The following is a 25470-nucleotide window of genomic DNA, read 5'->3' on the forward strand; positions in this document are numbered from 1 at the left end:
AAGCGCGGCGATTCAGCTTTATTGATCGAAGAATTCGATTAGATTGGCGGGGAGGAGCAAGGAGCGACACAAATGCAGGTTGACCTGATCGAGACCTTTCTTGACCTGATGGAAACGCGCAGCTTCAACCGGACCGCCGAGCGCCTCAACATCACGCAATCCACGGTTTCTCATCGGGTGAAGGCCCTGGAGACGCAGTTCAACCGCAAGCTCTTCACCCGCAACAAGGGCGGAACCCTTCCGACCGCCGCGGGACTGCGCTTTCTCGATTATGCGAAAGCCTTGCAAAACCAGTGGCATGAGGCAACCCGTGCAGTCGCGAGTGCAGGCGCTCTGGAGCGTTCGATGCGGCTCGGAATCCAGCACGACCTGGCCGAGACCATTGCCGGCCGCTGGGTCGCTGCGATCCGCCGCGACCTGCCGACAACCGAGATCTATATGGAGGCGGATTATTCGAACCAGATGAACCGCGATCTTGCCGCCGGGGAGCTGGATCTCGCGATCCTCTACACACCGCATTTCCTGCCCGACCTTCACTATGAACGGATCGGCGAACTGCATTACGTGCTGGTCAGCACCGATGCTCCCGAGATGGCCGGTGTGAAGCCTGAAACCTATATCCGTTCGAGTTACTCGCCGGCCTTCGACCGGGCGCACCGCCTGGCTCTTCCGCATCTTTCGGGAGCTTCGCTCGCCGCCGGCCAGAACATGGCCGTCACGGACCTGTTGCGCACGCTCGGCGGCGCAGCTTACGTGACTCAGGCGACCGCCGATCGGCTCGCCGACCGCGTTGCCGTCGTGGCCGACGCGCCGGTCATCCCCCAGACCGTCTACGCGGCAACGAGTCTCCGCACCCGCCATGCCCATCAGCATCGCAAGATCATCGGCGCAATGGAGGGGCTGCTGTCGGGGTTCGTGACCTAGACGTATCGGAAGCTTGCGGCGCCCCGGCCTCTCTCTGCGGTCGGATGGGGAGCGATGAAGGCAGCTCACCGCTTGCTGAATTGCGCCTTCAATCGCGTGATATCCTCGGCCGTAATCCCTTGCGGATCGGTAACCGCCATCCAGGCGTCGATGTAGTGTTCCGGTGCGTAGACATGGCCGTAGCCCATCGGCGAGGTCGTCGCCAACGCCATGTCGGCAAGCAGCTGCAGTCCGGTGACCACGGGAAACCAGCTCAGCGCCGGCGAAACGTCCGGCCCCCGCGGGGGCTTCATCCAGTCCGGCTCCCGGTAGAAGGAACGGGGATCGAAAAAGGTCACCGGATCGCTGGCATATTGCAGATAGACGATCCGCATCGCGCCCCAGCGCGCACCGGGAATGTCCAGCGCATTCTCCTGACTGGTGAAGCGGATGGCGGAGCTGTCGCGATAGCGCGGCAGCCAGGCGGTCGAGCCGGCGACGCGGTCGGCCGTCACCGAACGCCAGAGCGCGCTCGGAAACGGCGGTCCGCTCCAGAGCGCGCCCTGGAAGGGGTCGCTGATGACATCGAAGAGATCGACCGACCCTTGCGAATTCATCGCGCCAAGGCTGAGCCCGTGCAGATAGAGCTTGGGCCGACGATCCCTGGGCAGCGTCGTCCAGTAGCCATAGACCGCGTCGAAGAGAGCGTCGGCCGCTTCGGCACCATAGCCCGGCTCGACCAGCAGGGAGAGCCAGCTGGTGAGATAGGAATATTGCACGGCCACGCTCGCGACGTCGCCGTGAAGCAGATATTCGAGCGTATCGAGCGCGGCGGGGTCGATCCAGCCGGTGCCGGTCGGCACGACGACGATCAGCGACTTGCGCTCGAAGCCTCCGGCACGCTTCAGCTCCTCCAGTGCCAGCTTCGCCCGCTCCCGCGCGGTCTCGGCGGAATTAAGCCCGACATAGACACGCACGGGATCGGGAGCTGCAGCGCCGAAGAACGCCCCGATGTCGGCGCCGGTCGGGCCGGACGCGATGAACTGCCGTCCCTGCCGCCCGAGCTCGTCCCAGTGCACGAGCGACGCGCCGCTCCCCGTCCTGGCGGGATCGGCAGGCGGTGCGATCTCGGGATCCATAAGTGCATCGAGTTGCTGGAAAGAACTGTCTGCGGCACGAAGCGCGAACTTGAAGATCACGCCGTTCGCAGCCGACCAGAACAGGGCGAGCGCCACCAGCCCGCCGAGAGCGTTGGCGATCGGCCGCGTGAGGAAATATTGCAGCCATCGGGAAAGAACGCGAAAGGTCAGCCGGAACAGCCGCGCCAGGAGGACCAGGACGATGAACATGAGCACGGCTGTCAGGCCGAGCTGGAGCGGCTCGGCGCTCTCGATGGGCTCGAGGCCCATGATGTGCCGTACTGTGTTTTGCCAATGCGCCGCCTGCCACAGGAATACGGCCGCGGCCGCTATCGAAACGATCGCAGCGGCGATTTTCAAAGTTCGCGCGCGCCGCACCGTGGGCTCGGGGAGTTCGAAGAAGGACCAGAGCCAGCGCAGAAACACGCCGATCGCGTAGCCGGCTGCAAGGGAAAATCCGGAGATCACGGCCTGAATCAGATAGGGCCTGGGTATCAGACTCGGAGTCAACGAAACCGCAAAGAACAGAATGCCGACGAGGAGGCCGCTTGTGGAAAACGAACGCAGGAAGGTGGAGATGTGACGGTGCACCGGTCTCTGCAGGTCCGTCTGCTGAACGTGTTCCATGGCGGACTCCACTTCGCGCGCTGGCGGCAATGTCGCTTTCCGCCGGCGTGTAGTCAATTCCCGCTGGCCTGCTGCAAAGGACAAAAACGTGCAGCAGAGGCACTGTCGAGGATTTTGCACCGGCAAGAGATGCGGGCATCAAAACGAAGTGATCGCAAATAGCAAGGATCGGACGCAGACGTTTGGTATATTTAAGCCGGTAGTAGAGTCTGCCTGCGCCAAGGAGAAAAACCCATGACCGCGCCGCACCCCTCCAAGACCCATATCGGCAACCACAAACTGCATCCCGAAACGCTGATGCTGAATTATGGTTACGACCCCGAGCTCTCGGAGGGTGCCGTCAAGCCGCCGATCTTTCTCACCTCGACTTTCGTCTTCCACTCCGCCGAGGAGGGCCGCGACTTCTTCGACTTCGTCTCCGGTCGGCGCGAACCGCCCGCTGGCGTGGGTGCCGGGCTCGTCTATTCCCGCTTCAATCACCCGAACAGCGAGATCGTCGAAGACCGGCTCGCCATTTTCGAACGAGCGGAAGCCGGCGCGCTCTTTTCCTCCGGCATGTCGGCGATCGCCACGACGCTTCTCGCTTTCGTGCGGCCGGGAGACTCCATCCTGCATTCCCAGCCGCTTTACGGCGGCACCGAAACTCTGCTCGCCAAGACCTTCCTCAATCTGGGTGTCTCCGCGGTCGGCTTTGGCGATGGTACGGACGAGGCGGCCGTCAATGCCGCGGCTGAAGAAGCGATGAGCAAGGGGCGGGTCTCCGCGATCCTGATAGAGACGCCGGCCAATCCCACCAACAGCCTCGTCGACGTCGCGTTGATCCGGCGCATTGCCGAAAGAATCGGAGAAAGACAGGCGCATCGGCCGATCGTCGCCTGCGACAACACCCTGCTCGGCCCTGTCTTTCAACACCCGATCGAACATGGGGCGGATCTTTCCCTTTATTCCCTGACCAAATATGTCGGCGGCCATTCCGACCTGATCGCCGGCGCCGTTCTCGGCTCCAAAGCGCTGATCAGGCAGGTGAAGGCCCTGCGCGGTTCGATCGGCACACAGCTCGATCCGCATTCCTGCTGGATGATCGGCCGATCGCTCGAAACCCTGTCGGTGCGTATGGAAAAGGCAAACGACAACGCCCGCATCGTCGCCGAATTCCTGCGTGACCATCCCAAGGTCGAGCGGATCCATTATCTGCCGTTCCACGACGCGGACACACCGGTCGGCCGTGTATTCGCCACGCAATGCACCGGCGCGGGATCGACCTTCTCCTTCGACATCGCCGGCGGCCAGGAGGCGGCATTCCGCTTCCTCAACGCACTGCAGATCTTCAAGCTCGCCGTCAGCCTCGGCGGTACGGAATCGCTCGCGAGCCACCCGGCGGCAATGACGCATTCCGGCGTGCCGATCGAGGTCCGCGCCCGGATCGGCGTGCTCGAATCCACGATCCGCCTGTCGATCGGCATCGAGCACCCGGACGATCTCGTCGCCGACGTCGCAAACGCGCTGACGATGATCTAGCTGCTGCTGGAAATGTCGGGCCTGTTGTCGTTGACGGCGGTCAGCCGCTCGAAATCCTCTCGCACCATGCGGCGGCCGATAATGTGGGCCGGCGCGAGCGCCGCTGCATCGGTCTTGGAAAACGTCTCGCGCTCGATCGCCCTGCGGACCGTTATTGTCGTTGGCCGGTCTGAACCGTTCCGGCCTTGGTTCTCTGTCGTCTTTGAAGCCGAGCCGTGAAAACCCGGCCCGAGGTCGTCCGGTTTGGAGGTCTGCGATAGCGTGCTCAGCGCGACCATCGCCGTCCTGTTCATTGCGGTGCCGATCCATTCGTTTTTAGGGGACGACCGGGGTCAAGCCCTCGTGCGGTGCGAAAGGACGTTGACGATATTGCCGAACGGATCGCGCAGAAAGAACCGGCGCACGCCCCAGCTTTCGTCGGTGATATCGTAGACGATCTCCACACCGGCGGCCGTGGCGCGGTGATAGGTTTCGTCCACGTCATCCACCTCGATCGAGAGCGCCGGGACCGGCGTTCCGGACCCGCCTTCGGTGGCGAAACTCACCTGCGGCATGGCGGAGCGGCCAACCGCCGCAAATGTAACGATCCAGCCGTGATCCATCACCACCTCCAGGCCGAGCAGGTCCGCATAGAACCGCTGCGCCTGAAGCGGATCGGACACCTGAAGATTAGGAACGATGCGTCGTACTGTCATTCGACCCTCCCGATTGTCCGCTCCGATAGCGCCAGCTTGACGAGCGAGGCCGCGGCCGTCCCCGCCGTCTCCATATAGCTCGGATCACGGTGGAGCAGAACGACGGCGAAGCTGCCGTCGAGGAGCAACAGGACCTGCTGCGCGAGCGCTTCCGCGTCCACGATCCCTTCTGCCTCGAACACCTGCCGGAGCCAGTCCTCGAATTTTTTCTTGTGAGCGGCGCCTTTACGGATCGCCGGGTGCCCCGGCATGCCGGCGAGTTCGGCGGAGGTGCGCAGGAAGCCACAGCCCTTCCATTTCGGGTGTCGGGCGACGCGGGCAAGATTGAGGAAGATGCCCTCGACTTTCGATGCCACGTCGCCTTCGGTTTCGCTGAACCATTTCCGGAAGAGCTTGAGGTTCGGCTGATCGCGCCCCTCGAGATAGGCGGCAATCAGGTCGTCCTTGCTTTTGAAGTGATAATAGAGCGTTCGCTTCGTCACGCCGGCCGCTTCGGCGACTGCGTCCACGCCGACGGCGCGGATCCCTTCGGCATAGAACAGCTTGGAAGCGGCGGAAACGATGCGTTCGCGTGTGTTCGGTGCCGTCGTCATGGGGCTATGTATACCGACTAGTGAATATACATTCCTTTGTCGCCGACTTAGCCTCCGCTCGTCAATACTTGATGGGAGACAATTCATGTCCGATACGGTTCTTATCGAAATTTCGGCCGGCATCGCCCTGCTTACCCTCAACCGGCCCGAAAAGCTGAATGCCCTCAACTACGAACTGATCGATCGGCTTTTAGCCCTTCTCGACCGTGTCGAAATCGACGAGACGGTGCAGGCAGTCATCCTCACCGGCGCCGGCGATCGCGCCTTTTCCGCAGGCGGCGACATTCACGAATTCGCCGGCAGCGTGGCCAAAGGCGTGAACGCCGCCGGCCGCGATTTTGTCCAGCGGGGGCAACAGCTGACGCATCGCCTGGAGGCTTTTTCGAAGCCTGTGATCGCTGCCGTCAACGGTCTCGCCTATGGTGGCGGCTGCGAAATGACCGAAGCGGTGCATCTCGCGATAGCGAGCGAGCGGGCTCGCTTCGCCAAACCGGAAATCAAGCTTGCCATGCCGCCGACATTCGGGGGTACGCAGAGACTGCCTCGCCTGGCAGGGCGAAAGCGTGCGCTCGAGCTGCTCCTGACCGGGGACGCATTCTCGCCCCAACGCGCGCTGGACATAGGGCTCGTCAATGCCGTCGTGCCGCATGATCAGCTGATCGCCTCGGCCCGAGCGCTTGCCGATCGCATCATCCGCCATTCCCCTCTTGCCACCTCCGCCATCATCACGGCCGTGACGCGTGGTCTCAACATGGCCATCGGAGAAGGTCTGCTTTGCGAAAGCGAGCAATTCGCGCGATTGGTTCCGAGCCATGATCTCAAGGAAGGGCTTGCCGCCTGGAGAGAGCGGCGAGAGCCACGCTATGCCGGGCGCTGATCCGGTTCTTCAAAACGACCCGGTTCCGCTCGGAGAACCGTTCGTCACTTTTCCAGGAGTGTTCTAAATTCGCGCGAAGCCGAGCACGAAAAGGGCGAGCGCGCCTGTCGAAGCGAAGGTGCGCACGTGGTTCCAGCGGACCCAGTCGGTCAGGTATCGCTGCTGCCAGAGCTCGGCGGCTGCCTGGCCGGCAGGGGCGGCCGCAAGCGCGTCGTTCAGCGGAACATTGATCGCGACCGTCACCGCGAGCGTGCCTACAAGGTAGACGAGACCGCCGGCTGCCAGCAGATAACTCCCCTGCCCGCCCCAGATGAAGGCCATGACGAGGAGGATCAGGCCAAGCAGCGCCGTACCCATGAAGGCGGAGAGAAACAGCGGGTTCTGAATGACCACGTTGATGGCGTTCATCGCGGCGACCCCCTGATCAGGCGGGAGCCGCGACAGCGCCTGCATGATGCAGACCGAGAAGACGAAGAAGAGCCCGGCCATCAGACCGGATCCGATAGCGGCGGCAAAAGCCAGCGCAGGAACAAGGGCAACCATCGCGGCACTCCAGACGGGAACGAAGCCGCTTCGGGCCGCTTCCCTCGTTTCAAACTCGAGGCAGCGTCGACGAAAGCCAGCCGCCCGCAAAGCCGGCCCTGCTCAACCCATGGCTGAATGCCGGAATGCTGCGCGTCAGTTCCCAAATCAGGCCGCTTCTCCAGTTCTCGATCATCATGACCACGAGCCCCTGGTCAAGCCCGACGATTCTGTCGTCCACCCAACCCTCGGGGCCGTCCCCGGGCAGGCTGGGATTGAAGCCGCCGGGAAGGCAACCCTCCTTAACGAGCGCGGGATAATGCGACACCAGGTGGGAAAGGCTGCCGAGACACGCGTCCGGCTCGAACGGCAGGCCGGCGAGCGACGCCCATGGAACAAGCGTACCGTCATCGGCGTCGAATGGTGCGCCGCGTGCCTCGTAGCCGAGCAATCTCTGCCGCCGCCCGCCGCGAAGCCGCAGCCAGCCTTTCGGCGCGTGGCAGGCGCTGAAGCCCCATAGATGGCTGCAGTAACCCGCGAAGCCATGGGGATTTTCTTCGGCGTGGGCGCGCTGCAGCCTGATGGCCCGCCGGGAGTTTTCGAAATAGTCGCTATCCCTTTCACGCATCCCCCGGTCGCGAAGGCCGCGAAAATCGATCCAGGCCTGCGGAAACAGGTGCACGAAGAGCGCGCCGGCGTGGAGATGCGCCACCCCGTCGAGCGTGAGCCATTCATGCGCCGCGGTGTAGGCGTCGTAGTTCTGCGGCATGATCGGTCGTGTCGGCGATCCCAGTGCCAGGACATAAAGGAGCAGCGCCTCGCTGTAGCCCCGCCAGCGGTGTTTCAGGAAGCGCCCCGGCGGCCGCCAGCCCATTGTGACGGTATCGCCGCCATTGAGCGCCCAGTTCCAATCGGCCCGTTCATAGAGAAACGCCGTGAGGCTCCTGATCTCCCTCTCCTGCCCGCCCGAGCCGGAAAAATAGGCCGCTGCGGCCAGGGCACCGGCAAGGAGCAACGCGGTGTCGATCGTGGAGAGTTCGCTGCGCCAGGCACGCTCTCCCGACCGCATATCGAGGAAATGATAATAGAAGCCGCGATAGCCGGTTGCCCGTACGTCGCTCTGCTGCCGGCTCGCCGCGAAGAATGCGAGGGTGGCCAACACACGCCGGGCTGCCTCCGCCCGCCCGATCCAGCCGCGCTCGACCGCGACCGGATAGGCTGCCAGTCCGAAGCCGGTGGCGGCGATGCTCGACGGAGAACCCTCGCGCGAGGTGTCGGCCACCAGACCGGTTGCCGGATCGGAATGACGAAGAAAGTAGCCGAACGCCGCGCGCTGCAGCCGGTCGACGCATGCGATATCCGAGTTCCAGCTCGAGTGAAACATGGTGGCCTATTCTTCGATGACGTTGGTGACATTGCGGCGGGTGACGCAGCCATTGCCGCGATCACCGAATATTGTAGGCCCGCGTCGCGCCAGCCGTCGCGGATTTCCAATCCTGTGGTACATTCATCGGATTACATCGGCCCGGAGGCCGAGGCCGGTTTTACGGCAAATCGCGGTGCCCGGGATAGAGGGGCAGAACGCCCGACGCGTGATCCACGATGATTGGCTGATGCGATGTTAGGCACGATAGCATTGATCCTGGCTCTGAGCGGGAGCCCGATACAGTCGGCAGCCATGGCCGCCGACGTGGACGTGGAGCTGTTGCTGGCTGTCGACATGTCGGGTTCGATGGACATGGAGGAGGCGCGCGTGCAGCGCTCCGGCTATCTGCAGGCGCTGCGACACCCGGATTTCATCAATGCGGTCCAGGGCGGGCTCCTCGGGCGGATCGCAATCGGCTATTTCGAATGGGCAGGGCTGGTAAACGAGGCCTCCGTCGTAAACTGGCAGGTGATCGAAAATGCTGCCGACGCCGAAGCCTTCGCCGTCAAGCTGGAGGCCCGGCCGATCGGGACGCGGCGCGGCACCTCGATCTCCAACGCGATCCTTTTCGGCACGAGCCTCATCGATTCGAACGCCTTTTCGGGTGCGCGACGGGTCCTCGACATCTCCGGTGACGGACCGAACAATACCGGGCCGCCGGTCACGCCTGCCCGCAACGATGCCGTATCGCGCGAAATCATCATCAACGGGCTTGCGATCCTCATCCGCCCGTCGGTCTCGACCGGGCCGCTCGACCAGTATTACGCCGAATGCGTCATCGGCGGCCCCGGCTCCTTCGTCCTGCCCGTCCATGAGCCCGAGGATTTCGCGATCGCAATCCGCCAGAAGCTTATCCTGGAAGTAAGCGACCTCACTCCCGCGCCGGCGCTCCGCCTTGCAGCCGGCGAAGCCGCGGCAGACTGCATGATAGGCGAGAAGCTGCGGCCCGGTTTTCTCGACAGGGTTTACCCGGAGCTGGATCGTTAGATGTGAGGAGCGCGCCGCGGGTCTTCCCGAAGCGCGCTTTTTCCCCGCCCGACCATGGATCGCCCCACCGTCTCTGAACGGCGAAGCCGCCTTGGCCCTTTGCGACGCGACCCGCGCCCGCTGCTATTGCAGCGAGTGAATTCTGGCGTCGAAGCCCGCCGCCGCGATGACGAGCTCGCTGCGATCCCGCAACTCGTTGGCAACGGCCTGCAGCGCCATCTCGACGCAATATTCGACGGCCTGAGCGTCCAATGCGCGGGCGCTATCGCGAATGTGGCTCAGCATTCTGGCGATGCTCGCAAGTTCCGTTTCAGTATCCGTCAAGGACGAAGGATGATTATCCATTTGAACCCCCATTCCGTGCGCTTCCCTGACGGCGACTATAGACGAGTTCGGATTTTCCGCGCGTTGCACGAGCGTTGCACTCGCACCGGTAGAGTACCGGAGTGGACCTCGCCAAATGCTTTGCGGGTCTGCTCCTTTATGATGCGAGCGCTTTGGAAAGCGCGCGCGGACCGAAACGGCGCGCTCTTTCGCCGTCAGGGTTTTCAAGATCGGGAACGAAGATCTTGACGACCGCGAACGGTAGAGCTTCATCCGACAGGCGCACCACAATTACTGATTGCACGCCTGCATCCTCTAGATGACCGATGGTGTGCCGCAGCAGCCCATCCGGATCGCCGCCGGCTCGCGGCGCCGCCGGCGCATGCAGGCACGGCGCCGCGAGGAAGGCCCGGCGGGTCGAGTCCGGCAAAGGCCGGCTGAAGGTTTCGGGAAAGACGTCGTCCCGCGCGCCGCTCATGAAGGTGAGCCGCGACTGCGCCGCTTCGGTCACCGCTCTGATCGCCGCGCGAACGGCAAAGACATGCGCCCCGCAGCCGCTTGTCACATCGACGAAACGACCATCGTCCCTGATGGTGATGTCGGAGGGGCCGAGCAGTGCCAGAAAGCAGGGAATACTGATGTCGCTGGTAATGTCGAAAAGCCGGAGATCGAGACCGGCGGCTCTGATGCGCTCGACGAGACTATTCAGCGCTGCATCGCCGAACCCCTCGGGAGCAACGCACTTTCGGTAACGGCTCTGCGGCCCTGACACGCCCCACAGGACATGGGCGTCGCGCTCGATGCGCTCCAGCAGCCCGTGCAATGTCGCTTCCTGAATGGAATTTCCCGATGCGAGCCCATCCGACGACATCCAGAAACGCGAAGGCCGGGTACGGTCCAACTGCGCCGCGTCGAGCGGTACGAGCACCTCGCGGCCGGAGATCAGGTCGGAGCCGGGAGCCCAGAGCAGTTCTTCGTCCGGACCGATTTCCTCCTGCCCGGCCGCAATCAGCCCCGGAAGCGGGTTCACGGTCCGCCCGGACGCCCGCAGGGAGCGCATCGTGGCCACTATGGTTTCGACGGCGGGTTCGCCGGCAACAGCGCGCTCCAGCGCCTCCATGACGGCGGAAACCTTCGCCTCCGCATCCGTCAGCCCTTTGCCCTGTGCAACCACGATGGATCGCGCATTCGGCGTATAGGCGCACCAGACCGGGATTCCGGTCCTGTCCAGTCCCGTGTGCCTGGCGATGCGGGTTATGCCGAAACCGGAAAGCAGAGGCCTTACACGGTCGAAGGTCTCTTCCGGGCTCAGCACACGATCGGAATATTCATTGCGCAAGTCGGCCCCACCCCCGATGCCGGGACCGGTCACCCGTCGAAATGGCCCGAAAACACCTTGTCGGCGGAGGACACAGCCACTGCGAGGTCGACATTCTTGACGATCGTCCCCCCTTGTGCGCGGAGCTTGTCCGCCACGGCCAGGTCGCCCGTCACCTGATCGAGCGGCCTCACGGTTCCGCTCCCCAGGTCCGCCAGCCACAGACCCGGCTCGCCGGGAATGCCTATCACAACAACCTTCGCCATATCGCTATCCCTCATCCTTAAAACCCCGCCTTTTTCAGCCCCTCACGATAGAGGTCCTTCTGCCATTGTTCCTTCATCGGAACGACGGCAAGCCACTTGTCGACGTCGAATGTCGGATTGCTCTTCAACGCCCGCATCCGGTACGCCCGTGCTTTCTTCTGGTCGCCGAGCATCGCCCAGCTTGCCGCAAGCAGCCTGTCGCCGGGCGACTTGTCCTTCATTCTCTGAACGTAGCCGATCGCGTCCTCATAGTTTTCGAGGAAATAGCTGGCACCGGCAGCGCTCCAGAAATACGTGTCGGGCGCCAGCGGATTGAGCGAAAGCGCCTTGGCCAGCTTGTCCAGCGCGTCGCGCGGACGGGAGACATGAACGAGTGTGTCGGCGTGGCTGTAAAGCACGTCGGCATAATGCGGGCTCAGATTTTCCGCGAGATCCAGCGCCGCAAGGCTCTCGTCGAGATCACCCTGATAGAGTTTGACGACACCGAACTCGCGGTGTGCTCCGGGCAGGTCCTCATTGCTTTCGATCGCCCCCTTGGCGTGATGCTCCGCCACCGACAGAAGTTCCCGATCGCCGCGGGCCGTCAGGATCCACTCGATTGCATAGGTGCGCGCCATCCCGCTCAGCGCCGGAGCGAAATCCGGCTTGTGCTTGAGCGCGGCCCTGAAGTCGCGGCGTGCCCTGCGGATTTCGGGAAGCCCCACGCTGGAGAGGTTTCGCAGTCCGGCGAGGTAGGCGTAATAGGCCTCCGGATGGGCCAGATAGTCGATACGCGCGGAACGGCCGGTCTCGACCTGCTCCGTCACCGCCCGGGCGACATGAAAGGCGATTTCCTGGCGTTGCTGGAGCAGACCGACCGGAGATATCGCAAACCGCTCCGCCCAGACGATCGCGTCGGAGGGCAGAAATATGAGCTGCGTGAAAAGTCCCTGGTCCGACATGCGGCAGTCGAGCGCATAGGTGACGCCATGCTTTTCCAGGAACGCAGCCTTGTCCGCGGCATCCCGTATCCGCTCCGCCGTGTAAGGAGCAACGACCGACATCGATCGTTGCGCACATAGCCCGATCGTGATGTCCTCGACCACGGCCACGCTGACCGCGTGAAGCATCGGATCGCTGCCGAAGGCCGCCGGCGGAAGCAGAGCGACACGGGGTGCCGGCGCAACCGGCGGAGCACTCGCCTCCCTTGCGAACTCCCTGCCAAACGCAGCCTGCGGCAGCCGGGCCCTTTCCGGCTTGCCGCCCCCGATGACCAGCCCCCCGCCGGTCATCCGCTCCAGGATCGCACGCACGGCCGTATCCATCGGATCGAGCTCGAGGAGGTGCATGCACGCGCTGCGCCGCAGAGACCTGTCGGCAAACCGCTCTTCGCCGCCGAGAAGCGCCGCACGCATCACCTGCGTGAACAGCCGCCGCTGTTCTCCGACCCAATCCGCATAGCGGCCCGGCGGCACATCCGCGCTTGCCAGAAACCCGTCGCGCCAGAGCGCAAGCCCGGTGCGGAACGCCTCTTCCGAACGTTCCAGCGCCTCGAAACCGTCGACGTCGCAGGTAATCTCCCCCAGCGTCACCTCGGTTTCCCTCGCCGTAATGAGCGGCCCCAACTCCGCAGCAAGGTGGCGCATGCGCCACAATGTCGACCGCAGGTTCTTGAAAGCGACGCTCTTTTCCCGCTCGGGCCAGATCAGCATTGCAAGCTTTTCACGGGAAGCCGTTTTCTCTCCGGACACGCAGAGATAGGCGAGTATCAGCGACCCCCGCTCGGGACACGCCACAACCACGCCGCCGGAATCGACCAGCCGCAACTCCCCGAATGTCTGCAGACGATAATGCGGCCCCGCCACGAAAACCTCAAATGGCTCGAATAGTGGAAGCGCCGCCGGCGACCGGCGAGACCGTCGACATCTCGTTCACCAACCCTCTCCTGCCCCTTCGGCACGAACACCAAAGCGCACGCTGCAACCAACGTCGCCCCACGGCTCATCGCTGGAGAAAGAAGGACGGACGCCGAACAGACCGGCAATCTCTGCAGGCGCAGCCACCGATCGGCACGGTTCATGCCTCCGGATGTGCGGCTGCGACGCCCGGAGCCATACCTGCCCGTCCCTTTGTTCACTTCCCAGCCCGATGCGGAAACGCATGCAGCCCAGATGGGAACATGCTCGAAAAGCCGGAACATGGCAACTCATTGCCGCTTATATCTGTTAAGGACGCAGCCCAAGACGGCGTCCGCGGAGCTTCCGCATCGTTGTTCGCCGGCCGTTTTCATGCTATGTTCAACGGGATCGATCGAGGGTGCCGTAACCCCGCTGCAGATCGTTCGCCGGAGCGCGCTTGGCCCAAACAAGCGCGCTTTTTGCTGTCGCAATGCCAGCGGTTACCAATAGGCAATCCATGACTCACCAATATGAATGGCGGACTTCGGAAATCGTTGATCAACTCATTGCGCTCGGGGTAAAGCCTGGAGGCACTCTGCTCGTTCACAGTTCCTTTCGCAGCGTCCGCCCTGTCGAAGGCGGGCCGCTCGGCCTGATTGCCGCTCTGCGTGCCGCCATTGGCCCGGAGGGCACACTCGTCATGCCATCATGGTCCGGTCTTGACGACGAGCCGTTCGACCCCGCGACGACACCTGCAACATCCGATCTGGGAATACTCGCCGACACGTTCTGGCGGCTGGAGAATGTGACGCGCAGCGACCATCCGTTCGCGTTTGCGGCAGCCGGCCCGCTTGCAGCACGCATCACATCAGACACTCTGCCCCTGCCCCCGCACGCTCCCGCAAGTCCGATAGGGCGTATCCACGAACTAGACGGGCAAGTGCTCCTCCTCGGCGTCGGGCACGATTCGGACACCACGCTGCATCTCGCCGAGCTGATGGCGAAGGTCCCCTATGGAGTGCCGAAACACTGTACGGTCCTCGATAACGGCAGGCCGATCCGCATCGACTATCGCGAGAACGATCACTGCTGCCAGAACTTCAACCTTGCCGACACCTGGCTGAGGCGAAAGGGCTTGCAGCGGGAGGGCCCGGTCGGCCATGCCCATGCTCGCCTGATCCGCTCGCGAGACATCGCGAGGATCGCCACGGATCAACTGGCCCGCGATCCACTCGTCTTCCTGCATCCGGTAGAGGCAGGGTGCGACGAATGCGATGCGGCGCGCCAGTCGGTCGGCTGCGCTCGTGGCGGCAGCCCCGCCGGGTGATCAGCTCGGCCGTCTCCTACGGCAATGTCTGACGACATGGGACGGTTTTACGAAGCCGAGTATTTGACCGTGACGCCGCGCTGCCGAAAGTAGGCCTGCATCAGCTTCCTGCCAGAACGGTTGTTCTGCGCGAGCCTGCCCGGATCAAAGACGGCCTCTTTCAACCCCTCGCGCGTCAACGCTGCCTTGAGAGTCGCGATATGCGCGTCGATGTCGGCATTGTCCGCCTGGAGCGATTCATAAATGCGGCTTATCGCATCTGCGACGGTCGGTTCGCTCACCATTACACTCCTGTTGTTGTCTGGCTGGCGCTTACCATACTTTTTGGCTTGACCCTAGAGGACGCTCGGTCTCCAACAGCATGACGTCATTGACGATCTAAAGAAGGCGACCCATCTAGGTCTAATGCCGAAACACGACAACAGTCGCATAGAGCTGCTCAAGACGTGGGTGCTGCCGCCAGCGGCGACATTGGGTTCATCCGTCCGCATGAAGGGCATCCTTCTGGAAATTCGCGCGCGGCTTCCGTCTGCCACGAAGAAATCGCTCAATCTCGATGGTCGCGAGCTCACGCTTATGATGTCCGCAAGCGAGAAGGCTGCATTCCACGCCGCATCGGCCGTCGTCGCCGAGGCGTTGGGAAACATCGAGACCCTTCCGGTGATTCCGCGCGAGATCGAGGACATTCTCACGATCAAGACGAGCGAAAGACATCGCTGGCTGGCCGACGGACGCTTGCCGAGTGCTGGAACGCGAACGGTCAAGCTGCGCGGACGCGCCAGGAGGATAACGTTTCATGTCTTCGACCCGAGGATTGTCGGAGACATTCTCGATCGAGGCGTCGTCGAAGATTGGCGCGAGGAAGACGCGGCGGCTGCCGCCGAAAACCGCAGACGGGCTGCGTACAAGGCGAAGTTGACGCGGTCGTTGAGAAACACCACCAAGGGCGGGTCGAATTCCGAACACGGAGACGTCGCCTCCAACCTGGCCGGATGGGAGGAGTTCGGGCGCGATGGACTTCTTCGGTAATCAGTAACCGACCGGATTGCGCCCGGACGCGGTCACCCCTTCTTTATAATTGCCGTCGATGATGACCGACACGAATTGGGGCGAGCGATTTTCTGATGACCGACGTAACACTAGGCTTCTAAGACACGAATGCCGAGGAATTTCCTTGATCGTAGTCGATCAAAGGACAAAAACATGCAGCAACTCAAAGGGCTATAGCGGAGGACTGCAACCTCTCCTCACCTCATCCCTGTGCTTGTCACAGGGATCCAGCAGCGCCGCGTCTGCGGCGCGGAAGAGCCTTTCCAGCCCAAGGACTTGGCCTGGCTGGATTCCTGTGACAAGCACAGGAATGAGGGACCGGGATGTGCGGCTACTACAACTTCCGTTGCGAATATGCGAGGGAACGGTCAACCTGTCACGCAATGAAAGGTCACGTCTACATTCTCGCGTCCAAACGAAGCGGGACGTGGTATACGGGCGTGACTTGGGCCCTCCGCGCCGCCTCGCTATCTTCACGGTTTATGAAACGCGCCGAGGACCGCACCCTCTCCACCTCATCCCTGTGCTCGTCACAGGGATCCAGCAGCGCCGCGTCTGCGGCGCGGAAGAGCCTTTCCAGCCCAAGGACTTGGCCTGGCTGGATTCCTGTGACAAGCACAGGAATGAGGGACCGGGATGTGCGGCTACTGCAACTTCCGTTGCGAATATGCGAGGGAATGGTCAACCTGTCACGCAATGAAAGGGTACGCCTACATTCTCGCATCGAGGCGAAGCGGGACGCAGTACAGGGGGACCCTCCGCGCCACCTCGCTATCTTCACGGTTTATAGAACGCGCCGAGGGACCGCACCCTCTCCACCCTCATCTCTGTGCCTGTCACAGAGATCCAGCAGCGCCGCGTCTGCGGCGCGGAAGAGCCTTTCCAGCCCAAGGACTTGGCCTGGCTGGATTCCTGTGACAAGCACAGGAATGAGGAAATCAAACAAGTGGCGGCAATGCGGGTGACTTCGGCCGCACACGGTGTAAGTTGGCAGCCATCTACCACCACGAAGAGAGCGCCAATGCCCCGTTTTCTAGCCGTGTACACCATGAAGCCCGAAGACCTCGCCGCCTTCCGCAGTCTGCCAAAGGCAGAGCAGGACGCGATCGACGCGGTCGGACTGGAACAGTGGGCAGCATGGGAGGACAGAAACGCCGCATCCATCCTCGATCGTGGTGGCATGGTGGGCAAGACGACACGCGTAATCAGGGACGGTATCGCCGATGCCGTGAACCCTTTTTGCGGCTACCTTGTCGTCGAAGCGGAAAGCATCGAGGCCGCGGCGCGGCTGTTCCAGGACCACCCGCACATCACAGTCTTCCCAGGAGACGGCGTAGATATCATGCCCTTTCTGACCTGAACGCCTTCGGTCAGCTATTCAAGCGAGATTGTGCCCAAACGGAAACGCGCCATTCTTGATTGGTGGCGCCGGCTTGCTTTTCGGCACCGGGTGTATGCCGCGAGCGGCCCTGCCACCGTCAATTGCTTGCGAAGCAGTAGAAGAGGCCGTCTCCGCCGGTTCCCTTGAATGCCTCGTTCGAGCAGCCGCCCCTCGTCGAATGCGACGAATTCCAGGATTTCGCCGCATCGGAATCGTCCAGGCCCGTCCGGTCGCTGTGGCCGACGATCGCCGCGCCCTCCGCGCCGCCCATTGTCCAATTGCCGCAGGTTTCCGGTGCGGCAGTTCCATCTGGTTTCGAGCCAGTCAGGATGTCGTGGCGGTTGGGGCTGTCGCCACGGCCGGGAATGACTTCGCCTTTCTCGTTGAGAGCAGTCTGTTTCGTCACGTTGTTGCCGTCGCTGTGAAGGGAGGCGACATCGTCGGCGATCTTCTCGCCCTTGGCGTTGTACCAGGGACCGTTTCCGATCCGATCCCTGGCGTTCTCGGTGTCGGTGGATAGATAGGCTCTCCAGGTCTTGCCCGTCGAACCACTCGCCGTCGCCAAGGAATTGCAGTATGCGTCGGCTCCGGCCAGTCCTCCGAGGTCGCCACCCCTGCCCGGATTTGCGCTGGTGACGAAGAAGCTCATGGAGGTGTCCTGGGCGTGTGCCGACAGTGGAGAGCAGGCCAGGACGGCCACTGTGAATGCAAGCGCGCGGTTCATGGCGATTCTCCAGCATTTCGTCAGTGAAGCCTATTGCTGAAAACGGCTGGCGTAAAATCGAAATCCTGTGATTGGAACCGGCAACCGATGCGTGAGCCACGCAGCAGCTCCAAGGGCTACGGCGACCTTTGCGCGTCTCATAAGATGCGCGGCTGTAGGAAAGTTTTCGGGGACTGCAACGTCTCCTCGTTGCTCATCCTGTGCTCGTCACAGGGATGAGAGCAGCGCCGCGTCTGCGGCGCGGGAAAAGGTCTTTCAGCCCAAGGACTTAGTCTGGCTGGATTCCTGTGACAAGCACAGGAATGAGGAAATGAAATTAGCCGCGGCGGGCGGCCTGAACCTCAGCAGGCCTCGAACCGGGGACTATTGCCGTCAAGTTCTCGCATTGCGATGACGATGAACACTGGCCCCCCGGCAAGCGCTCCTCTATTGTATCAATCCTGGGTAGTGAAACGATCGGCGAAGCTGAAGTCGTGTTGATGGAATGCTTGCGCCGAGGCCGTTTGCGGTATGAAACTTCTCCGAAAAGAGGGCTGTTTCGGAATGGAAGGAATTCTCCAGCCGGTCCCGTGCCCCTGGCACCGTATCGAGATATCGCAAGTCGAAGACCTGTCCGATGCCGTGCATGGTGCCGGAATGGAAGCTACACAGATGGCGCGTGGCAAGCTGTCAGGGAGCCTCATATTCTCCGAGCAGGATGGCGTGACATACAGCGGCGGCTTTATAGAAGGCCGTGTGGCGCTTCGCGGACCTCTCTCCCCGGACACTCTTTCTTTGGGGCTTGGCCTTTGGCTTCCCGGATCATCCTGGCACTCGTTCACCGAGGTCAAAACTGGAGACGTGGCCATATATCATGGAGGGGACGAACACGATTCTCTCTACGCGCCGGGCTCCATGTACGCCGTAGCGACGATTTCCGCCGATCAGCTCGAGCAGGAAGCCGGAAAAAACGGAATGGTTCTGGACAGGGCTGCGCTGGGCGGAACTGGGATCCACAATCGATCCATGACGCCGGAGGTGGTAACGGCGCTTGCGGCGGAATTTAGCCGCATCCACACGGGCAACCCCGCACGGCCCGGTCTCGGGAAGATGCTGCTGAGAGCGCTCATCAATCATCTTGGTCGCCCCCCTTACAACCACGGACGCCGGGCCAACACACATCTTCATGCGAGGATCGTGGCGCGTGCCAGAGCCTACATAGTCGAACACCTCTCTGAGCCGATAGCCCTTGATGACATCGCCGCTGCCGCCTTCGCCTCGCGTCGTACGCTCTACCGCGCGTTCGCGGACATCCTCGACGACACTCCCCAAACATACGTCCGGCGTCTAAGGCTGCACAGAATAAGACGGGGCCTCGCGACTGATCGGGAACGAGCGTGCACCATCGCGGTCGTGGCAAATGAGTGGGGCATCAGCGAACTCGGCAGATTGGCGGGATGGTATCGCGAATTGTTCGGGGAACTGCCGAGCGAAACATTAGCAGCGTTCAAGCAGTCCGAATCCGCACAGGAAGGCTCGACAGCCCACTAGATTGGCAAAAGGCGCATAGAGGGAACGCTTCCTTCCTGCCATCCTCGTCTTTTGGGGATGCAAATTGGAGAGCGTGGTCCATGGCCATGTCGCAGCCTTGAAGAAGCTAAGCGGTGATCCGTTCCCGGACGCAAAGGCCGATCATTGGCAGCGCTTCCCGTTGCAAGACATCGAAGGCCTTCGAAATGCAGTACTGGGCGCCGACCTGGACGCAGTGCAAATGGCGGGGCGCAAGATCGGCGGCAGTCTCGCCTTCAGCACATACGACGGCGTGATTCTCAGTTCGGGCTTTATCGCGGGGAATGCGATGGCGAGGGGTGTCCTGTCGGACGCTGCCGTCACCGTCGGAATTGTGCTCTCCCAGGTCGGTGGATTTCGAGTCTGTCTGCGACAGGCCCCGGAAGGAACGGTGGGTATTCTCCTTCCGGGTTGCGAGGTCGACGTCCTATGCGCACCAGGATCGATGTATGTAACGGCAACTCTTGATCTGCGCCGGCTGGAGGATGGTCTTGGCCGCAGGTTTCTGCAATCCGCGGTTCATTCCAAGCCATTGGCCCAGGAAAAACTCAAAGAGCTGAGAGAAGCGTTGCTCCGGGTGCACCTGGGAGAAGAAACAGAGGCCGGCGTCCACATAGGAAGCACGATGTTGCGGGCCGTAATTTCTCACTACGCAAACGATCGTGGGACGACCGCCGCAAGCCGGCCTTCGTCCTATGAAACCATCGTTCGACTGGCGCAACAATATATCGACCGGCATCTCGCAAGTCCTATATCGATAACCGATATCACGACAGCGTGCGGATCGTCCCGTCGCACCCTTTACCGCGCCTTTCTCGAGGTGCTGGGCGATACGCCCAACCACTATCTGCGCAGGCTTCGGCTGCATAGAATTCGCCGCGATCTGATGGCTGTCGATCAACTGGCGACCATATCGGCAAGCGCCAAAAAGTGGGGCATTGCCGAACACGGGCGCATGTCCGGCTGGTATCAGGAGCTTTTCGGAGAGAAGCCCAGCGCAACCGTAGCCGCACAATCCCTCCGCGTGATTTCACGGGCCTGGCTCTGAGATTGGCAAAAAACGCATAGCCGCCTGCGGGCGCGGGGGTGCATATTCTGCCCGAAAATCCGGCATGTCGGCATTGGAACACCAACCACAGCAGAAGGCCGAGTATCATGAAACGCACGACCGCATTTCCATCGATAGCCGCTGCATTCCTTGCGTTGGGACTGACCGGTTCGGCAGCGGCCGAAGAGGCACGCTTCGATCGACTGGCCAACCTACCGTTCGAGCAGAACCGTCCCACGGCCGAGACTGCCAGGACACTGAAGGACGAGCTTCTCTTTCAGCAGGCGACCCAAGCCTATATCTGGGCCTTACCGCTGATCAACACGCTGGGCATGAGGAGCGGAGCCGAGGACGTCTTTGGCACCGGCTACAACGTGATGCCCGTCTGGAAAGAGAGGCTTGACACCAAGACAATGGTGACGACGCCGAACTCCGACCTGATCTATGCGATGGCTTTCGTCGACATGGGCGATACGGGTCCGATCGTATTTGAGGCACCTCCGAAACTTCAGGGCATCCTGCTTGACTTCTGGCAGCGGCCGATCCCGATGGACGGCGGCAAGTTTTTCGGCGACGTCGGCCTGCCCGGCCCCGATGCGGGCAAAGGTGGTACATTCGTCATCACGCCGCCTGGCTATGACGGACAGTTACCCAAAGATGCTTATATCTACCGCTCGGGCACCAATAACCTCTTCGTATTCCTACGCGCATTCTACGACGATCCGGACAATCTCGAGCCCACCAACAAACTGGTGGAACAGGTCAAGCTCTATCCGCTGAACCTCCCCGAGAGCGAGCGCAAGCCGATGCAATTTCCGAATGCCTCCGGCGTGAACGCGAACATGCTGCCGCGTTCGGACATCTCAGCGTTCGAGCAGTTGAATTGGCTGATCGACCGTGAAGGCCAGAATCTGGCGGGACCGGACGGTCTTGGTCTCCTCGCCAATGTCGGCCTGATCGCGAAGAAACCCTTCTCGCCCTCTCCGCAGACGCGGGCAATCCTCAACACCGCAGCGGATGTCGGCTATAAGATGAGCCGCGCCATCGGCCTTAGCGAGGAGGTCGGCGGTAAGTCGCTCCTCGTCTGGCCAGATCGGCGCTGGACCAATCCGATAAACACCGCCGCCGAACCAGGACCGGAGAAGTCGATCGACCTATCCTGGGTAAACCGGGAACACGGCTTCACGGACATCGAGCACCGGGCATGGATGTTCACGGATTACTATTCAATCAGCCCCGGTATGGTGTCGCTGACGCCGGGCCGCGGTGCCTTCTACGCAATCGCCTTCAATGATGCGGACCGCACGCCGCTGTCGGGGGACAATTCCTACAAGGTGACGCTGCCGCCTGATGTACCGGCCGAGTTGTTCTGGTCGCTGACGCTCTACGAGGCGGAGAACGCATCGGGCCTTGCGACCGAGGAGCGGCGCTACCCGTCGCTCGGCTCTCGCGACAAACCGGTCGTCAATGCAGACGGCACGATCGACCTTTACATCGGGCCGAAGGCTCCCGAAGGCAAGGAAGCCAACTGGCTGGCGACGGCTCCCGGCCGAGGCTTCTTCGCCATCCTTCGGCTCTACGGTCCAGGCGAGCGCGCCGTCGACTATAGCTGGAAGCCGGGCGATTTCGAGAAGATCAAATGACAAAATCCCGTTCCAGGCGAGACGGCTGCCACGGCCGAGAATGCTAGCGAAATCAAAGTTCGGCGGGCCGATTGGCCGGCCCCGGACCGGAAACCAACCTGCAGGAGAACGATCATGACCGTGCTTTCCAAAATTCTGACATCGGCTCTTTTGGGATCGGCATTGTGCAGCGCATCGGCCGCATGGGCTGAGGAGGCGAACCCCTTCGAGGGCGATGCCGCAGTCAAAACCCGCATCGGCGAGTTGAACTTCCAGAGCGGATATCCATCCGCCGAAACGGTGAAAAAGCTGTATGACGAGATGGACTTCCAGCGCGCATCGCAAGCTTATCTCTGGGGCATCCCGGCGGTCGGTATGAACGAGTGGCGTCGCGCCCACTACAGCGTGTTCGGCGGCAAGAGCGGCGAGATGCTCACCTATCTGGACTTCGCCGAAAAATTGGGAATCCTGACGCCGAACTACACGACGCCTTACATCGCCACCTTTATCGACTTGAAGGAAACTGGTCCTTTCGTCGTCGAAGTGCCTCCGGGGTTGATCGCGGGCATGATCCTCGACCCGTGGCAGCGGGTGCTTGCCGATCTCGGCGTCGTCGGCCCAGACATGGGCAAGGGTGGAAAATACCTGATCATGCCGCCCGGATACGGACCGGTGGAGGCACCCGGCTATTTCGTGGTGCAGGCCACGAGCCGCGACGTCTTCGCCGGCTTCCGGCTGCTCGATGCCGACAAGGAAAAGGCGATCGCCGAGATGATCCCGCAGATCAAGACCTACTCCTGGACTGTCGAAGGCACTGGCGAGCCGATGCCGGCACGCGCCGCCGGTGACAAGAAGTGGAGCCAGATGCCACCACGCGGCATGACCTACTGGGACAGTCTGAACGAAGTCATCCAGCGCAACCCCATCGACGAACGCGACCGGCTGATCCTGGCTCAATTGAAATTCCTCGGCCTCGAGAGAGGGCGGCCATTCAAGCCCGACGAAAGACAGAGCAAACTGCTCCAGGACGGGGTTCTGGTCGGCGAGGCGATGGCGAAGGCGAACACCACCGACAAAAGGGTGGAGCCTCCTTTCTGGGAGGGGACCAATTGGAAGCATGCTTTGGTCGTGGCGACCGATCAGAAGGCGAACACCTATGATCAGCTCGACGAGCGTGCCGCGTGGTTCTACGAGGCCGTCGTGATTTCGAAGGCGATGCTGACCCAGACTGTGGGCGTCGGACAGCGCTACATCGCGGCCTACAAGGACGCGGACGGCGCATGGCTCTCGGGCGAGAACACCTACAAACTTCATGTCCCGGCCAATCCGCCGGCAAAGAATTTCTGGTCGGTCACCGCCTACGACGAGGCGACGCGGCAGATGCCGGTCACCGAACAGGGACGGCCGGACATCTCATCGCGCAAGGAAGACATCGTCGCCAACGAGGACGGATCGGTGGACGTCTATTTCGGCCCGAAAGCCCCCGAAGGCAAGGAGGCGAACTGGGTGCAGACCAACCCCGACAAGGGATGGTTCGCCTACTTCCGCTTCTATGGCCCGACAGAAGCGTTCTTCGACAAGTCCTGGGCGCTGCCCGACATTGAGAAGTTCAACCCATAAATCGTGAACTGTCGCCCTTCCTGTTTGACCACCATTCAGGAAGGGCGCACGCGGTTGCAGCGCACCGAATTCTTTCGATACTGGAGAGACCAAGCGATCGGTTTGCAAAACCGTCCATAAGTGGTCGAACCCTTGTTTGCATTGGGCCAACGGCCGTGCTCAGCCCCGAGCCTAATCCAGCTGCTCGTGGTTGGTGGCGACTTCCTGCGCCTTCCGGTAGCTCTCGATCAGCAACGCGTAGGGCGGAAAGATTTTCGTGTAGATTTCGCCCACTGCTGGGCATCACCGCGATGCCATGCGCGCTGGAGCTCGGATGCGACAGCGGCCGTATCCATGGGAGACCCGCGCCGGAACCGTCGAGCTGCGCATCCCAGCAACCGTTTTGCGACGTTGGTAAGGGCGTAAGGAAGCAACCACCTACGCTCTGGCCCGATGTTGTAGTAATGGACAATCTTGTGATCCGAATGTGCCGGCCGTTTGGCGGCGTCGCCCGGGCACAAAGATCTCCCGGAGCATTCCAGGCTGCAATGCCCATTCCGAGACACCAAAATCGAGCAGGAGAGAGCCTAGTCAGGGTGACATATTGGATTGCCGGTAATCTGCCGTATAAGACCTGAACTCATTATTCGAACAAAAAGTCATGGCCACCACCGAATTCTCCAAACTGGAAATAACCCAACCTCGATCCAAGCTAGAGTTGGCGGCAGCGCTATCCGGCGTCGTCATCTACACATCCGCCAACGGCTTCATGACCGGAGGCCTTGGAGTTGCCGGGCGGCAGCTGGGATTGAGTGACGTCGACGTCGGGCTGATCCTTGGCCTCGGGGCATTCGTTGGCGTGATCGCGGCAGCCGGATGGGGCTATGCCTCAGAACGATGGAGCCGTCGGACGCTGATGCTTTGGGCGGTCCCGATGGTTGCCTTGGGGCCAGCGATAATGGCGATCGTGACGGGCCAGTTCGTGTTGCTGTCCGCAACCGTCTCGGGGATTGTACTTGGGGCTGCCCGCTTGATTCAAGCCGTATTCGGGGCAGCTCTGATTCCAGTTGCACAATGTTACGTGGCGGATTTCACTCAGCCTTCGCAACGCGTTCGCGGTATGGGGGGCCTGAGCGCCGCTATCAGCTTCGGGACCCTTAGCGGCTCAGCATTATTATGGCTCACGGGTCGACTGGGGATAGTCTCGGGCTTCGCGACAATCTCCGCGTTCGGTATTCTTGCGTGCCTGATCGCGCTGGCGTACTTACCGCACTCTCGCCCGCGACCCGGGCTTTCTCGCGAGGAAACGACACTGCCTCTCGCGAAAATCTGGCCCTATCTCGCGATTACCCTGGTTGGCTTCACCTGCTATACAACCGTTCCGCCCATATTCGCGCTTAGGCTTATAGACAGTTTCGGCATGGACGGAGGTACCGCCGCCGCCCAAACCGGCCTTGTGCTTACAGTCGGTGTCGTAGCCGTTTGTCTCGCGCAGGTTTTGATTACCCTGTGGGACTTCAAGAAACCTCTCGTGATGCTACGCGCTGGCAGTGCTGGAATTTTCGTGGGCTTGGCAATGCTACTGTTTGCCAACGATATATTGGCGATGTGCGTCTCGATGACTGTCATTGGCTTCGCCGTGGGATTCCTGGCACCGGCGGTCTTAGGCGCGATAAGTCTCATCGGCGGTCCGGGAGCGCAGGGCAAAATCGGAGGGATCAACATGGCGGCGCGCGGATTGGGGTCCGCGATCGGCCCGGTGCTCGGCACGATGCTCTATCAGACTAGTCACGATGCGCCGATCTGGGGGTCGCTGGCACTCGTTACAGGCGTCTTTCTCCTTACGTTCATGCCCCGCGATACACGAGCCGCCGCATCATGAAATGCAGCACAACCGTTCCACGGTCTACGGAGTACGCCGAATGTCCCCGCTGAAGCACACTCCAGTCACACCGCTAAGGGATGGGCCGCGTGCCGGGAATGAATTCCTAAGATGAGTTTGTCACGCGGTTGAAGATCGACGCTTCAACATTTTGTGACGAACACCCGATAAATCAGCACACGACCGCAAATTCTTGTAATGGACAAGATCGCGGAAT

At 61.7% G+C, this 25470-nt stretch carries 24 protein-coding genes; 12 read left to right on the forward strand and 12 right to left on the reverse strand.

Features of this window, described 5'->3' with window-relative positions; all coding sequences use genetic code 11:
• The first annotated feature begins 72 nt into the window (after positions 1–72).
• Positions 73–924 carry a LysR family transcriptional regulator gene (locus AC5J09_RS23905; protein WP_324762082.1) on the forward strand — a complete coding sequence of 284 codons (852 nt, stop codon included), beginning with the start codon at positions 73–75 and terminating at the stop codon, positions 922–924.
• A 65-nt stretch (positions 925–989) separates the two neighbouring features.
• Here the strand turns inward: AC5J09_RS23905 and AC5J09_RS23910 are convergent, their stop codons facing one another.
• Complete coding sequence (locus AC5J09_RS23910) at positions 990–2669, reverse strand: alpha/beta hydrolase (protein WP_494298654.1); 1680 nt, start codon at positions 2667–2669, stop codon at positions 990–992.
• Between the two features lie 234 nt (positions 2670–2903).
• Between AC5J09_RS23910 and AC5J09_RS23915 the strand changes: the two genes are divergently transcribed.
• Complete coding sequence (locus AC5J09_RS23915; RefSeq protein WP_100671778.1) at positions 2904–4187, forward strand: cystathionine gamma-synthase family protein; 1284 nt, start codon at positions 2904–2906, stop codon at positions 4185–4187.
• On the opposite strand, the gene AC5J09_RS23920 is transcribed toward AC5J09_RS23915, so the two are convergent.
• From AC5J09_RS23920 to AC5J09_RS23930, 3 genes are read right to left on the reverse strand one after another with little or no spacing between them, the layout of a single operon-like run.
• Entirely contained in the window at positions 4184–4480 is a 297-nt protein-coding gene (locus AC5J09_RS23920) for a hypothetical protein (protein ID WP_494298655.1), read from the reverse strand. The genes AC5J09_RS23915 and AC5J09_RS23920 overlap by 4 nt on opposite strands.
• 39 nt (positions 4481–4519) lie before the next feature.
• The gene (locus AC5J09_RS23925) at positions 4520–4882 is read right to left on the reverse strand and encodes a glyoxalase superfamily protein (protein ID WP_494298656.1); all 363 of its coding nucleotides are present in this window, start codon (positions 4880–4882) and stop codon (positions 4520–4522) included.
• Positions 4879–5475 (reverse strand): TetR/AcrR family transcriptional regulator, encoded by a 597-nt coding sequence (locus AC5J09_RS23930; RefSeq protein WP_494298657.1) that lies wholly within the window; start codon positions 5473–5475, stop codon positions 4879–4881. The genes AC5J09_RS23925 and AC5J09_RS23930 overlap by 4 nt, the downstream gene beginning before the upstream one ends.
• 85 nt (positions 5476–5560) lie before the next feature.
• On the opposite strand from AC5J09_RS23930, the gene AC5J09_RS23935 reads away from it, so the two are divergent.
• On the forward strand, positions 5561–6352 hold the full coding sequence (locus AC5J09_RS23935) for a crotonase/enoyl-CoA hydratase family protein (RefSeq protein WP_494298658.1): 792 nt from the start codon (positions 5561–5563) through the stop codon (positions 6350–6352).
• 63 nt (positions 6353–6415) lie between these two features.
• Here the strand turns inward: AC5J09_RS23935 and AC5J09_RS23940 are convergent, their stop codons facing one another.
• Both AC5J09_RS23940 and AC5J09_RS23945 read right to left on the reverse strand, forming a co-directional pair.
• On the reverse strand, positions 6416–6895 hold the full coding sequence (locus tag AC5J09_RS23940) for an anthrone oxygenase family protein (RefSeq protein WP_100671782.1): 480 nt from the start codon (positions 6893–6895) through the stop codon (positions 6416–6418).
• 49 nt (positions 6896–6944) lie between these two features.
• Positions 6945–8258, reverse strand: coding sequence for a glucoamylase family protein (locus tag AC5J09_RS23945; RefSeq protein ID WP_494298659.1), 1314 nt, complete (start codon positions 8256–8258; stop codon positions 6945–6947).
• Between the two features lie 234 nt (positions 8259–8492).
• On the opposite strand from AC5J09_RS23945, the gene AC5J09_RS23950 reads away from it, so the two are divergent.
• A complete protein-coding gene (locus AC5J09_RS23950) occupies positions 8493–9287 on the forward strand; it encodes a DUF1194 domain-containing protein (RefSeq protein WP_494298660.1) in 795 nt (264 codons plus the stop codon).
• 123 nt (positions 9288–9410) lie between these two features.
• Here the strand turns inward: AC5J09_RS23950 and AC5J09_RS23955 are convergent, their stop codons facing one another.
• From AC5J09_RS23955 to AC5J09_RS23970, 4 genes are all read right to left on the reverse strand, one after another.
• Positions 9411–9644: a hypothetical protein gene (locus AC5J09_RS23955; protein WP_275597593.1), complete on the reverse strand. Its 234-nt coding sequence runs from the start codon at positions 9642–9644 to the stop codon at positions 9411–9413.
• A gap of 124 nt (positions 9645–9768) precedes the next feature.
• A complete protein-coding gene (locus AC5J09_RS23960) occupies positions 9769–10983 on the reverse strand; it encodes a YcaO-like family protein (protein ID WP_494298661.1) in 1215 nt (404 codons plus the stop codon).
• Positions 10980–11195 (reverse strand): hypothetical protein, encoded by a 216-nt coding sequence (locus AC5J09_RS23965; protein ID WP_324762092.1) that lies wholly within the window; start codon positions 11193–11195, stop codon positions 10980–10982. Before AC5J09_RS23965 ends, AC5J09_RS23960 begins: the two co-directional genes overlap by 4 nt.
• Positions 11196–11212: 17 nt before the next feature.
• A complete protein-coding gene (locus tag AC5J09_RS23970; RefSeq protein WP_494298662.1) occupies positions 11213–13039 on the reverse strand; it encodes an AfsR/SARP family transcriptional regulator in 1827 nt (608 codons plus the stop codon).
• 550 nt (positions 13040–13589) lie between these two features.
• On the opposite strand from AC5J09_RS23970, the gene aac(3)-IV reads away from it, so the two are divergent.
• Positions 13590–14399, forward strand: a complete 810-nt coding sequence (gene aac(3)-IV / locus AC5J09_RS23975; RefSeq protein WP_494298663.1) for an AAC(3)-IV family aminoglycoside N-acetyltransferase — start codon at positions 13590–13592, stop codon at positions 14397–14399.
• Between the two features lie 47 nt (positions 14400–14446).
• Here aac(3)-IV and AC5J09_RS23980 read toward each other — a convergent pair whose 3' ends face one another.
• The gene (locus AC5J09_RS23980; RefSeq protein WP_494298664.1) at positions 14447–14683 is read right to left on the reverse strand and encodes a hypothetical protein; all 237 of its coding nucleotides are present in this window, start codon (positions 14681–14683) and stop codon (positions 14447–14449) included.
• A gap of 121 nt (positions 14684–14804) precedes the next feature.
• On the opposite strand from AC5J09_RS23980, the gene AC5J09_RS23985 reads away from it, so the two are divergent.
• Complete coding sequence (locus tag AC5J09_RS23985; protein WP_494298665.1) at positions 14805–15428, forward strand: hypothetical protein; 624 nt, start codon at positions 14805–14807, stop codon at positions 15426–15428.
• A 1042-nt stretch (positions 15429–16470) separates the two neighbouring features.
• The gene (locus AC5J09_RS23990; RefSeq protein ID WP_494298666.1) at positions 16471–16809 is read left to right on the forward strand and encodes a hypothetical protein; all 339 of its coding nucleotides are present in this window, start codon (positions 16471–16473) and stop codon (positions 16807–16809) included.
• A gap of 118 nt (positions 16810–16927) precedes the next feature.
• On the opposite strand, the gene AC5J09_RS23995 is transcribed toward AC5J09_RS23990, so the two are convergent.
• Positions 16928–17554 (reverse strand): hypothetical protein, encoded by a 627-nt coding sequence (locus AC5J09_RS23995; protein WP_100671791.1) that lies wholly within the window; start codon positions 17552–17554, stop codon positions 16928–16930.
• 543 nt (positions 17555–18097) lie between these two features.
• On the opposite strand from AC5J09_RS23995, the gene AC5J09_RS24000 reads away from it, so the two are divergent.
• The 5 genes from AC5J09_RS24000 to AC5J09_RS24020 all read left to right on the forward strand — a co-directional run bounded on the left by AC5J09_RS24000 (position 18098) and on the right by AC5J09_RS24020 (position 25253).
• Positions 18098–19084, forward strand: coding sequence for a helix-turn-helix domain-containing protein (locus tag AC5J09_RS24000; protein ID WP_494298667.1), 987 nt, complete (start codon positions 18098–18100; stop codon positions 19082–19084).
• A gap of 73 nt (positions 19085–19157) precedes the next feature.
• Positions 19158–20150 carry a helix-turn-helix domain-containing protein gene (locus AC5J09_RS24005; RefSeq protein WP_494298937.1) on the forward strand — a complete coding sequence of 331 codons (993 nt, stop codon included), beginning with the start codon at positions 19158–19160 and terminating at the stop codon, positions 20148–20150.
• A gap of 107 nt (positions 20151–20257) precedes the next feature.
• Positions 20258–21793, forward strand: a complete 1536-nt coding sequence (locus tag AC5J09_RS24010) for a DUF1254 domain-containing protein (protein WP_494298668.1) — start codon at positions 20258–20260, stop codon at positions 21791–21793.
• A gap of 114 nt (positions 21794–21907) precedes the next feature.
• Complete coding sequence (locus tag AC5J09_RS24015) at positions 21908–23392, forward strand: DUF1254 domain-containing protein (RefSeq protein WP_494298669.1); 1485 nt, start codon at positions 21908–21910, stop codon at positions 23390–23392.
• Between the two features lie 640 nt (positions 23393–24032).
• Complete coding sequence (locus tag AC5J09_RS24020) at positions 24033–25253, forward strand: MFS transporter (protein ID WP_494298671.1); 1221 nt, start codon at positions 24033–24035, stop codon at positions 25251–25253.
• Positions 25254–25470 lie beyond the last annotated feature (217 nt).

This window comes from Sinorhizobium sp., assembly GCF_059070375.1.

Coding starts and splice junctions, on each gene's coding strand:
- AC5J09_RS23905 (WP_324762082.1), top strand. CDS start 73: ATGCAGGTTGACCTGATCGAGACCTTTCTTGACCTGATGGAAACGCGC.
- AC5J09_RS23910 (WP_494298654.1), bottom strand. CDS start 2,669: ATGGAACACGTTCAGCAGACGGACCTGCAGAGACCGGTGCACCGTCAC.
- AC5J09_RS23915 (WP_100671778.1), top strand. CDS start 2,904: ATGACCGCGCCGCACCCCTCCAAGACCCATATCGGCAACCACAAACTG.
- AC5J09_RS23920 (WP_494298655.1), bottom strand. CDS start 4,480: ATGAACAGGACGGCGATGGTCGCGCTGAGCACGCTATCGCAGACCTCC.
- AC5J09_RS23925 (WP_494298656.1), bottom strand. CDS start 4,882: ATGACAGTACGACGCATCGTTCCTAATCTTCAGGTGTCCGATCCGCTT.
- AC5J09_RS23930 (WP_494298657.1), bottom strand. CDS start 5,475: ATGACGACGGCACCGAACACACGCGAACGCATCGTTTCCGCCGCTTCC.
- AC5J09_RS23935 (WP_494298658.1), top strand. CDS start 5,561: ATGTCCGATACGGTTCTTATCGAAATTTCGGCCGGCATCGCCCTGCTT.
- AC5J09_RS23940 (WP_100671782.1), bottom strand. CDS start 6,895: ATGGTTGCCCTTGTTCCTGCGCTGGCTTTTGCCGCCGCTATCGGATCC.
- AC5J09_RS23945 (WP_494298659.1), bottom strand. CDS start 8,258: ATGTTTCACTCGAGCTGGAACTCGGATATCGCATGCGTCGACCGGCTG.
- AC5J09_RS23950 (WP_494298660.1), top strand. CDS start 8,493: ATGTTAGGCACGATAGCATTGATCCTGGCTCTGAGCGGGAGCCCGATA.
- AC5J09_RS23955 (WP_275597593.1), bottom strand. CDS start 9,644: ATGGGGGTTCAAATGGATAATCATCCTTCGTCCTTGACGGATACTGAA.
- AC5J09_RS23965 (WP_324762092.1), bottom strand. CDS start 11,195: ATGGCGAAGGTTGTTGTGATAGGCATTCCCGGCGAGCCGGGTCTGTGG.
- AC5J09_RS23980 (WP_494298664.1), bottom strand. CDS start 14,683: ATGGTGAGCGAACCGACCGTCGCAGATGCGATAAGCCGCATTTATGAA.
- AC5J09_RS23985 (WP_494298665.1), top strand. CDS start 14,805: ATGCCGAAACACGACAACAGTCGCATAGAGCTGCTCAAGACGTGGGTG.
- AC5J09_RS23990 (WP_494298666.1), top strand. CDS start 16,471: ATGCCCCGTTTTCTAGCCGTGTACACCATGAAGCCCGAAGACCTCGCC.
- AC5J09_RS23995 (WP_100671791.1), bottom strand. CDS start 17,554: ATGAACCGCGCGCTTGCATTCACAGTGGCCGTCCTGGCCTGCTCTCCA.
- AC5J09_RS24000 (WP_494298667.1), top strand. CDS start 18,098: ATGGAAGGAATTCTCCAGCCGGTCCCGTGCCCCTGGCACCGTATCGAG.
- AC5J09_RS24010 (WP_494298668.1), top strand. CDS start 20,258: ATGAAACGCACGACCGCATTTCCATCGATAGCCGCTGCATTCCTTGCG.
- AC5J09_RS24015 (WP_494298669.1), top strand. CDS start 21,908: ATGACCGTGCTTTCCAAAATTCTGACATCGGCTCTTTTGGGATCGGCA.
- AC5J09_RS24020 (WP_494298671.1), top strand. CDS start 24,033: ATGGCCACCACCGAATTCTCCAAACTGGAAATAACCCAACCTCGATCC.